We start from the raw sequence: 13,891 nt of genomic DNA, 5'->3' as shown, positions 1-13,891 counted from the left end.
GCTATGTTTGTTGGAATATGGGTAGCGCTGCTCGCACCTGCAATGGGAATCCTGAGTTAGCGGTGGAAGGTGGAAACCGACGTTTAACGTTCTCTGGTTACCAAGCTCGGGACAGGAGCAAGACTGTGCATTACTTCGGATGGCTTATTGGCGGGTTCGTATTGTTGAGCATCTCTCGCTTTATCGAGCGTATTGGCGATTTTGGAGCAACTTCAGCTGATCGACTGCCAGTGTACTTTTTGGCGTTCGGTGCGCTTTTGGGGGCCGGATACTGCTTCATAAAAGCAGGCCGCGGCGTCTGGAAGGCTCTGCAAGATCAGTTCGGAAATGGACCGACTAAAGATGAAGGTCCCGACCAAGAAGTGCAGCCGGCTCGGCGTCTCGCGGATAGCGAGTACGAACATGCCAATCCGATCACAGAGTTTGATGCGGATGATGCGCTCGCACGTTACATGGCCAGACGCGATCCAGAGGCACCGCCAAATGAGATCAGTCCGACACCAATAGCTCCGGCAAATCCTAAACCATCAGGTCGTCCCGCCTTCGGTCGAAAGATCAACTAGGGAACCTCCGGCTCTTACCCCATGCCAGGCAAGTTAAAGCCCGGGGGCAGCCCCATGCCGCCCTGCATTTCCTTCATTTGCTCTTCGGAAACCCGGTCAGCCTTGTCGCGCGCGTCGTTGAAGGCGGCCGTGACGAGGTCTTCGACGATGTTCTTCTCTTCTGGCTTCATCAGGCTGTCGTCGATAGCCACGCTCAGGATGCGCCCCTTGGCCGATGCGCGCACTTTGACAAGGCCGCCGCCTGCCTGGCCTTCGACCTCAATTGCATCGAGTTTGACCTGCATGTCGCCCATCTGCTTTTGGATGGTTTCCGCTGCCTGTTGAGCAGCCTGCATCATTTCTTCCATGCTTTTCATGGGGTAAATCCTTCTTCTTAGTTCCAATTGCGCCCAGCACCTGCAGTGCGGGTCACCTTATCTTCGGGGTCGATCAGCTCACTTTCGGGGAAAGCTTCAAGCGTTGCTTGTACCAGCGGATGGGCGCGAATGCGATCCTGTGTCGCCTTTGCTTCGGCCTCAGCTGCTTCGCGCAACGAGGGCTGAGCCTCACCCGTCCCGCGTTCTACCATCCAGCGTTTGCCGGTGAGCTTGAACAAGGCATCGCGGATATCGGGCACAGGGTCATCGGAATAACTGTCTGCCTGTTCGAAGACCAGATTTCCGTCAGAGATTGCGATAATCCGCACACGATCTCGCATCATCTGGGCGACGCGCAATTGTCCGCCTGCATCGACCCGTTCAACCAATTCTCGCCAATCGAGTGAGCTAGCGGGAGCATTTGCGACCGGAGCAGGTGTTCCATCACCAGATGGAGCGGCAGCAGGCGCTGGACCATTAGCTGCCAATTCTTCGATCCGCCTGGCAAGCTTCCCGGGATCGGGAAGCTCGCTTGCGTGAAGCACCCTCAGAAGCGCCATTTGCAAGGCCACTAGTGGGTCGGGCGCTTGGCGCACTTCATCGTGGCCTTTCAGCATCAATTGCCAAAGGCGATGGAGTTCACCGGCGCCCAGCTTCCCAGCAAACTCTTTCAAAGCAGTTCGCTCTTCTTCGCTGGGTGCATCAGGTTCACCGCCAGACACCTGCGCCACAGTGATCCGGTGGACCAGATCCATCAGAGTGCGCATCAGCGCCAGAGGCTCGACACCCAGCGCATACTGTTCATCAACTCCGGCCAGCAGCCCCTTCGCGTCACCCGCCAGAAGATGTGAGAGAATCCGCCGCTGCGCTCCCTTGTCAGCAAGGCCCAGCATGTCGCGCACGCGTTCAGCGCTCACGCCGCCGCCCGAACCCATACTGGCATCCATATCGGCGTGGGCAATCGCCTGATCGAGGATCGAAAGACCATCGCGCACCGATCCTTCGGCGGCGGCGGCGATGATGTTCAAAGCTTCGTCTTCGGCCTCTACGCCTTCCAAGGAGCAAACCTTGCCAAAATGCTGCGCGAGCAACTCCGCGGGAATGCGCCGCAGATCAAAGCGCTGCGTCCGGCTCAGCACTGTGACCGGCAGCTTCTCAACTTCCGTGGTAGCGAAGAGGAATTTGACGTGTGCAGGTGGCTCTTCAAGCGTCTTCAGCAGCGCGTTGAATGCATTGCGAGAGAGCATATGCACTTCGTCGATAATATAGATTTTGTAGCGTGCAGAGACCGCTGCATAGCGTACCTGCTCGATGATCTCGCGAACATCATCAACGCCGGTGTGAGAGGCGGCATCCATCTCGATCACATCGATATGGCGGCCTTCGGCGATGGCAGTGCAGTATTCGCACTTGCCGCAAGGATCGATTGTGGGCCCACCCTGCCCATCCTCGCCCACGCAGTTGAGAGCCTTTGCAATAAGGCGCGCGGTCGAGGTCTTGCCGACCCCCCTCACCCCAGTCATAAGAAAGGCATGTGCCAACCGATCTCGCTCAATTGCATTACCGAGAGTGCGCACCATGGGCTCCTGCCCGATCAGTTCGGAGAAAGTCTGTGGGCGATATTTGCGTGCAAGAACGCGGTAAGGTTGATTGGTCTCGGCGGGTGCAACTTTTGGTGCCTGAGCGGACGTTGGTGCCGCGGGCTTGGGCGCAAGAGCTGGCTCAGGTGCGTTCGTTGCTTGGCCCATATCATCGCCACCAAACATTGAGTTCTGACCCGCAGCCTCTAATTCGGCAGCAGTTGGTCCCTCGTCCTTAGGGCCGTTTCCCTCTTCATTCTCAGGAAGGTCTGGATCGGAATCACTCATCGCGCACCAAGCTAGGCGCTTGTGCACACTTTGTCATGGCGATCTATTGCCGAAATATGAGGAAAAGGAGCCGAGCGACCCGTCGCAATTCACCTGGGCTGCTACCTTCCGGTCCTGACCCGGTGAGCGAACGCAAACGTCCACCCGACTCCCAAGACCCCATATGCCGATGCGTGCGCGAGTTTCAAGCCTTTTAGGACTGAGTAATCCGATTCTGGTAATTAGACTCCATGCGACGTTTACTCTCATTGTTCGCCCTTATGCCCCTCGCCGCCTGCAGCTTCGAAGGAGGAGACCGCTCCCCTTTGTCAGAGAACGAGATCGCTCAAAGACCGGATGTCTCTACGATCAACTTTGGCGAAGACAGCGGTGATTTCACCAATGACGATGAATGCGACGATCCACGCTTTAAGGGCCCCGGCATGACATCTACGCCTTTGATGGAGGAGGATGAGTTGGCTGACGCGAGCGATTGCCGCGCGGCCTATGAGCGTGGCGAGCTCGCACTGATTCCCTGATTAGCGCAGAGCGATTAGCGGAAATTGTCAGCGTAGGCCTGAAGCTTGAGGCCTTTCGGAGGCGTTGCCCGAACTCGCGCCACAAGGCCCTGCTCCTCGGCATAAGCTTTCGCGGCTTCTTTGGTCTCAAATTTCAGTTTGACCTGAACCTGCGTGTCACCGCTTCCCGTCCAGCCCATCAGCGGGTCTGCACGGCGCGCTTCGCTTGGCGCAAATTCCAGAATCCAAGTGTCCACTTTGGCTTTGCCTGATTGCATAGCACTCTTGGGTTGCTGATAAATAATCGCTGTCATGGCTAATCCCTTTGTGGAGCGGATCATTAGTTCAATATCATCGCCGATTGAAGGCATTTTTGGTCCGCAGACTAGGGATTTCCACCCATGGTTTCTCTGGCCAGCGATGTTTTGGATAACGGCCCTTCATATCCTTGGCGACATCGGCCCAGGAACCTCGCCAGAATCCCGGCAAATCGCGCGTCGACTGAATTGGTCTACCCGCGGGGCTGGTAAGTTTGAGCAGCAGGGGCGTGGTGCCGATCATCGGATGCTGGTCGAGCCCGAACAGCGCCTGCACTCGCACTTCAACACTTGGTGCATCATCACCTGCGTAATCGATCGCGTGCTTGGTTTGGGCTGGCGATATGAACTGATTTGGCGCTTCGGAGTCGAGCCGTTGGCGCTCATTCCAATCTAACAACCCCAACGCTGCATCGGCCACGTCTGCGCTCTTGATACTCAAATCCCTGCGCCCGGCGAGAAGCGGTGCAAGCCAGATTCCCGCCTGAGCCTGAAGATTCTTGGGCGAAAGGACCTCCACCCCGGCAAATCGCGCCCTTGCGAGGAACCCTACCGGGAAAATTGCCCCCAGATCATCCAGAGCATTCTCCACAAGTATGTCCACAAACGCTTGTGGGTCAGGATCGGGATCAGGCCCGCTTGAAAGCACTATCGCACCCAGTCGCCTTTCCCGCCTCGCTTCGGCCCGCTTCTTTTCAGAGTTCCAGCGGATCGCGGTCCGCTCCTGAAGCTCGTCCGCAAAAATCGCCTCGATGCTGCTTTGCGGAAGCTCTGCTGCCGCCGTGATCCGTGCGCCTTTTGCTTGGCCTTGCGCATCGCCGATCACAATCCAATCGGCCCGCACGAGCGGAGAATCTGGATCGAGCTGAAATCCTCTTCCCCCGGCGCTCAGCCAGTGCTCACCCGAAGGATCACGTCGACGCGCTACAAAGTCAGGCCGCGCAAGAGCCAAGCACTCCGCTGCATCACGGTCGATATCTTCGCTGCCTTTGATAAGCTTTGCCGCAGATTTGGCCCAGCCGGAGGCGATGCGCGCGGCACTCGTGGCTCGCTTTCCCTTTTCGCCGCTCCATCGCGATACCCGCTGCGTCAAATCCTCACTGCGGCCGCCCAACCCGCGTTCTTGAAGCAGCATCGCCAACCGCGAAGCCTCCTCCGCACATCCAGCCTTCGCTCCATTCAGCACGCAAGAAGCATGATCCGGTGCCATCGGCATTCCGGCAATGGCCTCACCCCAGAGGGTGATCCGTCCATCCGCATCAAGCGCTCCAAGTCTGGTCAAAGTTGTCACCGCAGCAGCCACCGACGCAACAGGCGGTGGGTCAATCCAGCGCAAATTTGTCGGATCACTCGATCCCCATTTGGCAAGCTTAAGCACCGATGACGTGAGATCAGCGGTCTCAATCTCCGGGAGTGAAAACTCGGGCAAGCCCAAGTGCCCGGCTTCTTCCCACAAGCGATAGGCTGTGCCCGGCCCTTGTCGTGCCGCACGTCCAGCCCTCTGCGCCGCAGCCGCTTGGGACGCTCGCCGGGTGACGAGATGCGTTGTGCCCGCCGCTCGATCGTATTCAGCCAGGCGAGCCAAGCCGCTATCGACCACCATACTGACACCTTCGAGGGTGAGCGAAGTCTCCGCTATCGAAGTAGCCAAGACAATGCGCCTGCGTCCCTGTGGATCGCGCCGGATCGCTGCGCGCTGAGCTGCGGGTTCAACTTGACCGTGAAGCGGCAAAACGGGGACGCTGGGGAGCTTTGATTCAAGCCGTTCTCGGGTGCGTTGGATCTCACTTACGCCGGGTAGAAAGGCAAGAATATCGCCGCCTTCACCCTCAGCGCCATCTCGCCATGCGGTCATCACACCTTGTGTCACTTGGTCCTCTACCCGCGCATTAGGATCACTGCCCAGCCATTTGATTGCCAGCGGATAGCTGCGCCCTTCGCTTTCGATCACGACAGCATTATCGCCCAGCAAATTTGCAAACCTCGCCCCGTCGATGGTTGCTGACATCACCAAGACGCGCAAATCTTCACGCAAGACTTCGCGGGTCTCAAGTGCCAACGCCAACCCCAGGTCGCTGTCCAGATGCCGCTCATGCGCTTCATCAAATAGCACGGCGGAAACGCCGGCAAGCTCAGGGTCCTCGACCAGCCGATTGACCAATATTGCCTCAGTCACCACGAGCACGCGGGTCTTGGCAGACACCTTACTATCGAGGCGGGTCATATAACCAATCGTCTCACCCGGCTTCTCGCCCAGCATCTGCGCGATTCGCTCGGCGGCCGCCCGCGCGGCCACCCGACGAGGTGAGGTCAGGATGATCTGGCCACTACACCAGTCTTGGCTGAGCAAGTCGGGCGCAACGGCCGTGGTCTTGCCCGCACCGGGAGGCGCGATCAGAACGGCAGCGCCTTGACACGACAAAGCCTCTCGAACGTCGGGCAACACTGCATGGATGGGAAGATCAGGCGTCACGCCCGTTCAACTAGCGCGGTCAGTACCCACGGGCGACAGCAAATTGCGCCGCTTCACCCATAGCGGCACGCGCTTTGCTGTCCGGGAATATTGAGATCGCATCGATTGCGCGCTGAGCGAAGTGCCGCGCTTTCTCGCGCGTGTCGTCGAGCGCGTTGTGCTTTCCGATAAGCCGGATAGCTTCGTCAAGGTCTTCATCCGAAGTGCGGTGGCCAAGGATCGCATCCTTCCAGAACTTGCGCTCTTCCGCATTCCCGCGTGCATGGGCCAGGATCACTGGCAGGGTCATCTTGCCCTCGCGGAAGTCGTCGCCCTGATCCTTGCCCATCTCGGCTGCGTCCGAATCGTAGTCGATCGCATCGTCAACCAGCTGGAAAGCAACGCCGAGATTGCGGCCGTACTCTTCAAGAGCGCGTTCTTCATCCTCGCTACACTCGGCGACCACTGCGCTGATCTGACTGGCCGCCGCAAACAGGGCGGCGGTTTTCGCACCGATAATATGGAGATAGCGCTCTTCGCTGGTTTCGATCTGGCGCTGTGCAGTCAGCTGAGAGACCTCGCCTTCAGCAATCACTGCGGAGGCATGGCTGAGAATCTTGAGAACCTTCAAGCTACCATCCTCAGTCATCAATTCAAACGCGCGGCTGAACAGAAAATCACCAACCAGAACGGTTGCCGGGTTGCCGAAGATGATATTGGCAGCAGCCTTACCGCGCCTCAGCTCGCTGCCATCGACGACGTCGTCGTGGAGAAGCGTGGCGGTGTGGATGAACTCAACTGCTGCGGCAAGCTTATGATGACGTGTGCCTTGATAACCAACCAGCTCTGCACCAGCCAGCGTCAGCATCGGGCGAAGGCGCTTTCCTCCGCCAGAGATAAGATGCCCAGCCAGCCGTGGTATCAGCGGAATCTCGCTCTGCATCCGTTCAAGGATCACGGTGTTGACTGAATTCATGCCGTTCGCGGTTAGCGACAGCATAGGCTCAAGCGTTGGCTGTTTGCGCGGAAGAGGAATGACATCTGCGGTCATGTGAGGGGCCTTACGGGCTGCGCGAGCCGCTTGGCAAGCGCTGAATTGATGTTAGGTTTGCAACATATGGCTGATGATCTTCAACTCGCAAAGTTCCGCAGAAGTATCGACAATATCGATGCCGCGCTCATTCACATGCTGGCCGAGCGCTTTCGCATTACGCAGGCCGTGGGCGAATATAAAGCCAAAGCCACGCTTCCGCCTGCCGATCCAGCGCGAGAAGAACGTCAAATCGCCCGGCTACGCAAGCTTTCTGAAGAAGCGGATTTGGACCCGGAGTTCAGCGAGAAATTCCTGCGTTTCATTATCGATGAAGTTATCCGACACCATGAAAAGGCGCGCGAGGGCTAAGCTCGTTAATTGGAATCAGATGACCTCACGCCAGACGGAATTCCATTGGGTAGCGAAAATGCCGATGAACGATCAAACTGGTTCCTAATCTCTTCGGCCCTGTGAACCTGTTCCGCGGCTGCTTCAATCCGTTCGGCACGCTCTTGCAAAATGAGCCTCTCGAGCCGTGAGAGCGGTACCCGCTTGCCCTCCCGATCATAAGCGATGTTGCCTTCGCCGGGGTAAACGAGACCCGGAAGCCACTCTTCGCCAGAGCACCCATCGCAATACTCTGGGCCAACGGGGCCGTTCGCAAGTTCAGGTGGAGCGTATGGATTGTAGAATACAGTGCGTTCCTCTGAATCCACCGATGCCGCGCATCCGGTCAACAAAAGGCCACCTGCCAAGAATACACTCAATCTTGCGATTTGCATTAATCTGCCTCCCTTATGTGAGCGAAGAGATCAGCTTTTCAGATTGAACCGAGGCTGAATTATGCCCTCGGCAGGCTGAGTTCGACCAGCAACCCGCCCAAGTCTTCGCTTTCGCCCAGCGTTACCGAACCGCCGTATATCTCCGCGACATCGCGCACAATCGCAAGGCCAAGGCCGGTACCGGGTTTGCCAGTGTCAAGGCGCGCGCCGCGGACGAAAATGCGGTCGCGTTCTTCCTGTGGGATGCCAGTGCCATCGTCCTCCACCCAAATGATACACTGCTTGCTATCGGGTTCGTTGTCGAGTGTAACAAACACACTACCGCCGCCATATTTCGCCGCGTTTTCAATCAGGTTGCCCAGGATTTCATCCAAGTCCTGCCGCTCGATGGAAACCTTGGCTTGCTTGCCGCCAGCTATGTCCAATCGGCCATTGGGGTAGAGCCGCTCAACCGCGCGCCGCACGGCTTCTGCGCTTGCCCTCAAATCGCTCCGGGCCTGCCCAACGGCGCGCCTGCCGACAGCGCGGGCTCTTGCAAGGTGGTGGTCCACATGGCGCTGCATCGTTCGCGTTTCGCGGAACACCGCCTCGTTGAGATTGGGATCGCGCGCGGTCGCCGCATTGGTGAGTACGGTCAATGGTGTTTTCAGAGCATGCGCCAGGTTGCCCGCATGGGTGCGCGCTTCTTCTGCCTGACGCTCAGTATGATCGAGCAGCGCATTGACTTCATCGACCAGAGGCTCCACCTCAGCAGGGAGCGGCTCGGTGATGCGGTTTTCGCCCGTTGTGCGCAGCTTCTGGATCGCTGCCCTGACCCGGCGAAGCGGCGAGAGCCCATATCGGATCTGCAAGAGTGCCATGACGATAAGGCCAAGGCCCAGCACAGCGAAACTCCAAGTGAGAATCAGCCGGACTTGCTGAATCTGATTGTCGATCTGCTCGGTTGCGCTGGCCACGGCAAAGGTCCAGCGAGTCTCGCTTCCCGGCAAAATCACCGTACGCTCGGCAATGCGCAGAGGCTCACCCTCGAATTGTCCGGAGTTGTAGATACTGACTTCGCTGTCGAAGCTCTCGGGGTCCGCGCCGCGAATGCTGCCACCGACCTGCAGTTCGAGCGTGCGGTCCCAGAGGCTGCGAGAGGGGTACGGCTCAAATCCCTCCCCGCTGATTTGCCAGTAGAGCCCGCTTCCGGGTTCCAAGAAACGCTGATCCCCCAGCGTGCGGTAGAACCAGACCTCGCCAAAACTATCGATTTCCGCCGAGGCGATCATCGAGGTAAGCTGATAGTCGAGCTGCTCGTCAAAATTGGCAACAACCTGGCGGGTGAGCGTGCGCTCCAAGGCTATCCCACCGCCCAAGAGTAGCACTATGATCCAGCCCGCAGCAATCAGCCCCATCCGCCGCGCAAGACTGGCGCGAGGAGTGGGAACAGCAGCCTGTGCCGCTTCGGCCTGTGCTCCGGATTCTACCTCAGGGTCAGGCGCTTGCGCACCCTTCTTGGGCGAGACATCACGCTCAGACTTGCGCGAACCCTTAGGCTCTTGGTGCGTCTGCTGGGTCGTCGAGGCTGTAACCAAGGCCACGGATGGTTGTGATTACCTCACTACCGAGTTTTTTGCGGATGCGGGTGACGAAGACTTCGATCGTATTGGAATCGCGATCAAAATCCTGGTCGTAAATATGCTCGATGAGCTCTGTGCGGCTCACAACCTTGCCCTTGTGGTGCATGAGGTAGGAGAGGAGCTTGTACTCCTGAGCGGTCAGTTTGACCGGCTCTCCATCGAGAGTTACGCGGCCAGAGCGCGTGTCCAGCCGCACTTGGCCCGCGGTGAGCTCCGATGAGGTATTGCCAGAGGCGCGGCGGATAAGCGCACGCAATCGAGCAATCAGTTCTTCGGTCTGGAAAGGCTTGGCGAGATAGTCATCCGCTCCCGCGTCGAGACCGGCAACCTTATCGGACCAGCTGTCCCGCGCTGTCAAAACCAGAACAGGGAAAGTCCGGCCCTCTTTGCGCCACATGCCGAGCACCGAAAGGCCGTCAATCTCTGGCAAACCGAGATCGAGGATACAAGCATCGTAGTCCTCAGTGCTGCCAAGGAAGTGCCCGTCTTCGCCATCGGTTGACAGGTCAACCGCATAGCCATTTTGCTCAAGCGTCGATTTGAGTTGTTGGCCCAGCGTGGGTTCGTCTTCGACGATCAGGATGCGCATATTCCACCATTTTTGCGTGAGTAGACCCAAGAGGAAGTGAGCGTTTGCGTGCCCAACGTCAAGCAAGCTTCGACGTGCAATGCACCGTTCGTGACCCAAGGGTTCATGATTGGGTTATCCGCCTCTCTACCTAGAGCGACTTATGATGCGGCCCGTGCGGGCATCGACATCGACATAGCTAACCCGGCCATTGCGGATGAATTTGAGCCGATAGGCGCGCGCCGTGCTATCGTAAGAGGGACCGAGATATTCGGCACCACCGCGCTTCATTCGTGGCACGATCCGGTCTTCAATCTCGCTCAGCGACAACTGGTTGCCAGCACGCATTTCGCGGCGCGCCGTGCCTTGGTCAGAGCGAGATTGTTCTTGCGCAGCTACACCCGCGGCCACCACCGACGTGGCAGAGCCCGCGCCTAGCATCACCGTGAGGGCGGCACCGGCCATACCGGCAAGAAGAAAGCGACGTGTTGTCATCGTAGCTACATGCCTAGCTCACCAGCGTTGAACAAGTACTGAATGCGCGGTCTTTGCCGTGTTCAGACAAGTAACGAATCTATTCAGCTTCCGAGCCGCCAATGTGGATCATTTCATACTTGATCGAGAGGCTAACACCCGTGCTCACCTGGCCGGGTTGGACTGGGGCTGTGGCAACGGCGGCTGACTCAGCAACCGACCGCTGCGCTATGGGACCTGATGGTCCGCGGCCTCGGATGCTCTCGCTGACCGAGAGGACTTTGATCCCGTCGTAGCCGAACATGGTGGCATAGGCTTCCGCGCGTTGCTGCGCGCGTTTGATCGCGCGTTCTCGCGCCGTCGCCTTGGCCTGTGTATCGTCTTCGATGCTGAATGACGGGCCAGACAGATCGGTAGCCCCCGCCATCACCAGAGCGTCAAGTGCCGCGCCGGTTGCCTGCACATCGCGCAGTTTGACGCTCACGCGGTTGGATACCTGATAACCGCGAAACACCTGCCGTTGGTTGGCGCGATCATAGTCATATTGCGCATTCAAGCTGATGCCGGTCGTCTGAATGTCTGTATCGGGCACACCCAACGCTCGGACTTGGTCGATCACACTCTGCATCTCGCGCGCATTGAGGCGCATCGCCTCTACGGCGGTGCGGGCTTGGCTAGTAACTCCTGCGCCAATCGTCACCAGATCAGGTTCAGCGGTCACGCTTTCGAACACTGAAAGCTCGATGACCGGCCCATTGGCCTCGATTTGGACCTGCTGAGCAGATGCGGAAATGGGTGCGACGAGCATTGTGGCTGCGACAAGCGCAAGTGTGTGGCGGATCATGAAAAAACCTCCCTATTGCAGAGCTTGATAGAGCTTTCTGCCTGAGCGCGCAGTGAACCGACTTGGCAGGCTTGATGCAAGCCCCTACTTGCGAAAACCCATGGCACAACCACCAATCCTCTCTTGGGAAGGTCTTTCCCTGCAACAAGGCGGTCGCTGGCTTTTCGGCGGACCACAACCGGGCGAAGGTGCGGAGCCTATTGATCTGCACATCCTTCCCGGAGACCGCCTCGCACTGATCGGGAGAAATGGGGCAGGCAAGACCACACTCCTCAAGCTTATCGAAGACCGCATCGAAGCCGACCGCGGAACGCGCCGAGTTAAGCCCGGCACACGCATCGTGTTCCTTGAACAGGAGCCTGACTTTGGTGTCTTTGATACGCTTATGGACTTCGCGCTTGCAGGTGATGATGCGCCAGCCGCGCACGAAGTGGAGGCGATTGCCGGACAGCTTGGCATCGACATGGCTACTGATGCAGCCACGGCAAGCGGGGGCGAGAAACGCCGCGCTGCGATTGCTCGCGCCCTAGCGCAAGACCCCGACCTGCTGCTCCTTGATGAACCGACAAACCACTTGGACCTGAGCGCGATTGATTGGCTCGAAGATTGGCTCAAACGTTACAAGGGTGCGTTCATCACCATCAGCCACGACCGGACGTTCCTTAAACGCCTGACCCGTGCAACCCTGTGGCTCGACCGGGGGACTTTGCGCCGCAAGGAAGTGGGCTTTGGCGGGTACGAAGCGTGGGAGGAACAGGTCTATGCCGAGGAAGCGCGCGCCGCTGAACGCATGGATGCGAAGCTGAAGATTGAGGCGCATTGGTTGGAGCGCGGTGTCACGGCGCGGCGAAAGCGCAATCAGGGCCGGCTTGAAAAGCTTCACCAGATGCGCGCCGCCCGTGCTGCGATGATTTCCGACACCGGATCGGCCAAGCTGAAGCTTGCCAATGATGAAGAGTTTAAATCCAAATCGGTTATTGTCGCCGAAGATATCTCCAAATCCTACGATGACCGCTCGGTGATCAAGCCCTTCACCCTCCGCATCCAAAACGGGGATCGGATCGGCATTGTGGGCGCAAATGGCGCAGGTAAGACCACACTATTGAAGCTCCTCACCAAGGAGATCGAGCCTGACAGCGGTAGCATCAGCCACGCCCGCACCCTTACAGGGGTGATGATCGACCAGCAGCGCCGCTTGCTCGAACCCAATATGAGCGTGCGCGACATTCTGGCCGAGGGCGGCGACTGGATTGATGTACGGGGCACTCGCAAACACGTTCAGGCGTATCTCAAAGACTTTCTGTTCGATCCCAAGATTGTCGACACCAAGGTCGGTATTTTGTCGGGTGGAGAACGTTCGCGTCTCCTTTTGGCGCGTGAATTTGCTCGCACCGCCAATCTGCTTGTCCTCGACGAGCCGACGAACGACCTGGACCTTGAGACTTTGGACCTTCTCCAAGAGGTCATCGCTGACTTTGACGGCACCGTCCTGATCGTTAGTCACGACCGCGATTTTCTCGATAAGACTGTGACCGTGACGCTTGGCCTTGATGGATCGGGGCGGGTGGATATCGTGGCAGGCGGTTATCAGGATTGGGAGGCCAAGCGGCGCAAACCAGTCGTGGGCAAGACCAAGACACCACGCGCCGAGCTTTCGCAAAAGCCGGCGGCAACCCAGCCCAAGTCACCCGACAAACTTTCCTACAAGGATCAGCGCGACTACGAGCTGCTCCCAGACCGTATCGAAGAGCTTGAGGCCGCAATCACAAGGGGGGAAACCATCTTGGCCGACCCCGACCTCTTCACCAGCGATCCAAAGCGTTTTGCCAATATCTCGAAGGGACTGGAGAACGCGCGCCGCGAAAAAGACGCAGCCGAAGAGCGCTGGCTTGATTTGGCAGAGCGGGTCGAAGGATGAGCGGTTGCCCGAGCACCGAAAGCCTTCACGCGGAAATCAAAACCTGCACCATTTGCTCAACACATTTGCCGCTCGGTCCGCGCCCCATAGTCCAGTTCTCTTCGCGGTCGCGCATCCTGATCATCGGCCAAGCACCTGGGACCAAGGTTCACGCCAGCGGTGTTCCATGGGACGATGACAGCGGTGATCGGCTGCGCGATTGGTTAGGGCTTGAGGAAGAGGCGTTCTACGATCCAAACAAAGTCGCATTGATGCCGATGGGTTTTTGCTACCCGGGGAAAACGAAAGGTGGAGATGCCCCGCCCCGAAAAGAATGCGCACCCGCGTGGCATGATCGCATTCTTGGCAAACTACCAAGGGGTCGCCTTACCCTATTAGTTGGAACCTTTGCTCAAGCCCAATATCTGCCGCAAGCCAAGAAACTCTCGCTGACCGAGCGAGTGCGCCAGGGTCAACACCAAAGCGAGGCGCTTGGCCCGGTGATCCCCTTGCCCCATCCTTCATGGCGCGTCCGCATGTGGATGAAGCGCAATCCTTGGTACGAGGAAGAAGTGCTGCCCGCGCTAAGACAGCGGGTTGCGCAAATCTAAGCAAGGC

General features: G+C 58.2%; 15 protein-coding genes and 1 other RNA gene. 5 read left to right on the top strand and 11 right to left on the bottom strand.

Annotation, left to right across the window (positions count from 1 at the left end):
- Positions 1-125: 125 nt before the first annotated feature.
- Positions 126-563, top strand: a complete 438-nt coding sequence (locus Q0778_RS16035; RefSeq protein WP_298337568.1) for a hypothetical protein — start codon at positions 126-128, stop codon at positions 561-563.
- Positions 564-577: 14 nt separating this feature from the next.
- Here Q0778_RS16035 and Q0778_RS16030 read toward each other — a convergent pair whose 3' ends face one another.
- The 3 genes from Q0778_RS16030 to ffs all read right to left on the bottom strand — a co-directional run bounded on the left by Q0778_RS16030 (position 578) and on the right by ffs (position 2,942).
- Complete coding sequence (locus tag Q0778_RS16030; RefSeq protein ID WP_298337565.1) at positions 578-919, bottom strand: YbaB/EbfC family nucleoid-associated protein; 342 nt, start codon at positions 917-919, stop codon at positions 578-580.
- Positions 920-936: 17 nt separating this feature from the next.
- Positions 937-2,787, bottom strand: coding sequence for a DNA polymerase III subunit gamma/tau (locus tag Q0778_RS16025; protein WP_298337562.1), 1,851 nt, complete (start codon positions 2,785-2,787; stop codon positions 937-939).
- 60 nt (positions 2,788-2,847) lie between these two features.
- An RNA gene (gene ffs, locus Q0778_RS16020) (signal recognition particle sRNA small type) lies at positions 2,848-2,942 on the bottom strand.
- Positions 2,943-3,092: 150 nt separating this feature from the next.
- Between ffs and Q0778_RS16015 the strand changes: the two genes are divergently transcribed.
- On the top strand, positions 3,093-3,305 hold the full coding sequence (locus Q0778_RS16015) for a hypothetical protein (protein WP_298337557.1): 213 nt from the start codon (positions 3,093-3,095) through the stop codon (positions 3,303-3,305).
- Between the two features lie 14 nt (positions 3,306-3,319).
- Here Q0778_RS16015 and Q0778_RS16010 read toward each other — a convergent pair whose 3' ends face one another.
- Genes Q0778_RS16010 through Q0778_RS16000 form a run of 3 tightly spaced genes read right to left on the bottom strand, consistent with a single transcriptional unit; the run spans position 3,320 to position 7,104 of the window.
- Positions 3,320-3,598 (bottom strand): ETC complex I subunit, encoded by a 279-nt coding sequence (locus Q0778_RS16010; RefSeq protein ID WP_298302551.1) that lies wholly within the window; start codon positions 3,596-3,598, stop codon positions 3,320-3,322.
- Positions 3,599-3,635: 37 nt separating this feature from the next.
- On the bottom strand, positions 3,636-6,074 hold the full coding sequence (hrpB, locus tag Q0778_RS16005) for an ATP-dependent helicase HrpB (protein WP_298337554.1): 2,439 nt from the start codon (positions 6,072-6,074) through the stop codon (positions 3,636-3,638).
- Between the two features lie 19 nt (positions 6,075-6,093).
- A complete protein-coding gene (locus Q0778_RS16000; protein WP_298302545.1) occupies positions 6,094-7,104 on the bottom strand; it encodes a polyprenyl synthetase family protein in 1,011 nt (336 codons plus the stop codon).
- Between the two features lie 66 nt (positions 7,105-7,170).
- Here Q0778_RS16000 and Q0778_RS15995 point away from each other — a divergent pair, with 66 nt between their 5' ends.
- Positions 7,171-7,455: a chorismate mutase gene (locus Q0778_RS15995; RefSeq protein ID WP_298303378.1), complete on the top strand. Its 285-nt coding sequence runs from the start codon at positions 7,171-7,173 to the stop codon at positions 7,453-7,455.
- 5 nt (positions 7,456-7,460) lie between these two features.
- Here the strand turns inward: Q0778_RS15995 and Q0778_RS15990 are convergent, their stop codons facing one another.
- From Q0778_RS15990 to Q0778_RS15970, 5 genes are all read right to left on the bottom strand, one after another.
- Complete coding sequence (locus Q0778_RS15990; RefSeq protein WP_298337551.1) at positions 7,461-7,868, bottom strand: hypothetical protein; 408 nt, start codon at positions 7,866-7,868, stop codon at positions 7,461-7,463.
- Between the two features lie 59 nt (positions 7,869-7,927).
- On the bottom strand, positions 7,928-9,265 hold the full coding sequence (locus tag Q0778_RS15985) for a HAMP domain-containing sensor histidine kinase (protein ID WP_298337729.1): 1,338 nt from the start codon (positions 9,263-9,265) through the stop codon (positions 7,928-7,930).
- Positions 9,266-9,401: 136 nt separating this feature from the next.
- Complete coding sequence (locus tag Q0778_RS15980; protein WP_298302535.1) at positions 9,402-10,079, bottom strand: response regulator transcription factor; 678 nt, start codon at positions 10,077-10,079, stop codon at positions 9,402-9,404.
- A 126-nt stretch (positions 10,080-10,205) separates the two neighbouring features.
- Entirely contained in the window at positions 10,206-10,553 is a 348-nt protein-coding gene (locus Q0778_RS15975) for a PepSY domain-containing protein (RefSeq protein WP_298337548.1), read from the bottom strand.
- 79 nt (positions 10,554-10,632) lie between these two features.
- Entirely contained in the window at positions 10,633-11,376 is a 744-nt protein-coding gene (locus Q0778_RS15970) for an SIMPL domain-containing protein (protein ID WP_298337545.1), read from the bottom strand.
- 100 nt (positions 11,377-11,476) lie between these two features.
- Between Q0778_RS15970 and Q0778_RS15965 the strand changes: the two genes are divergently transcribed.
- Both Q0778_RS15965 and Q0778_RS15960 read left to right on the top strand, forming a co-directional pair.
- Positions 11,477-13,294: an ATP-binding cassette domain-containing protein gene (locus Q0778_RS15965; protein ID WP_298337542.1), complete on the top strand. Its 1,818-nt coding sequence runs from the start codon at positions 11,477-11,479 to the stop codon at positions 13,292-13,294.
- A complete protein-coding gene (locus Q0778_RS15960; protein ID WP_298337539.1) occupies positions 13,291-13,884 on the top strand; it encodes a uracil-DNA glycosylase family protein in 594 nt (197 codons plus the stop codon). Before Q0778_RS15965 ends, Q0778_RS15960 begins: the two co-directional genes overlap by 4 nt.
- The last annotated feature ends 7 nt before the right edge of the window (positions 13,885-13,891 follow it).

This window comes from uncultured Erythrobacter sp. (genome assembly GCF_947502395.1).
Classification (GTDB): domain Bacteria; phylum Pseudomonadota; class Alphaproteobacteria; order Sphingomonadales; family Sphingomonadaceae; genus Erythrobacter.
The sequence above is the reverse complement of the archived record's forward strand: the minus strand, read 5'-3'. Positions and strand labels throughout refer to the sequence as shown.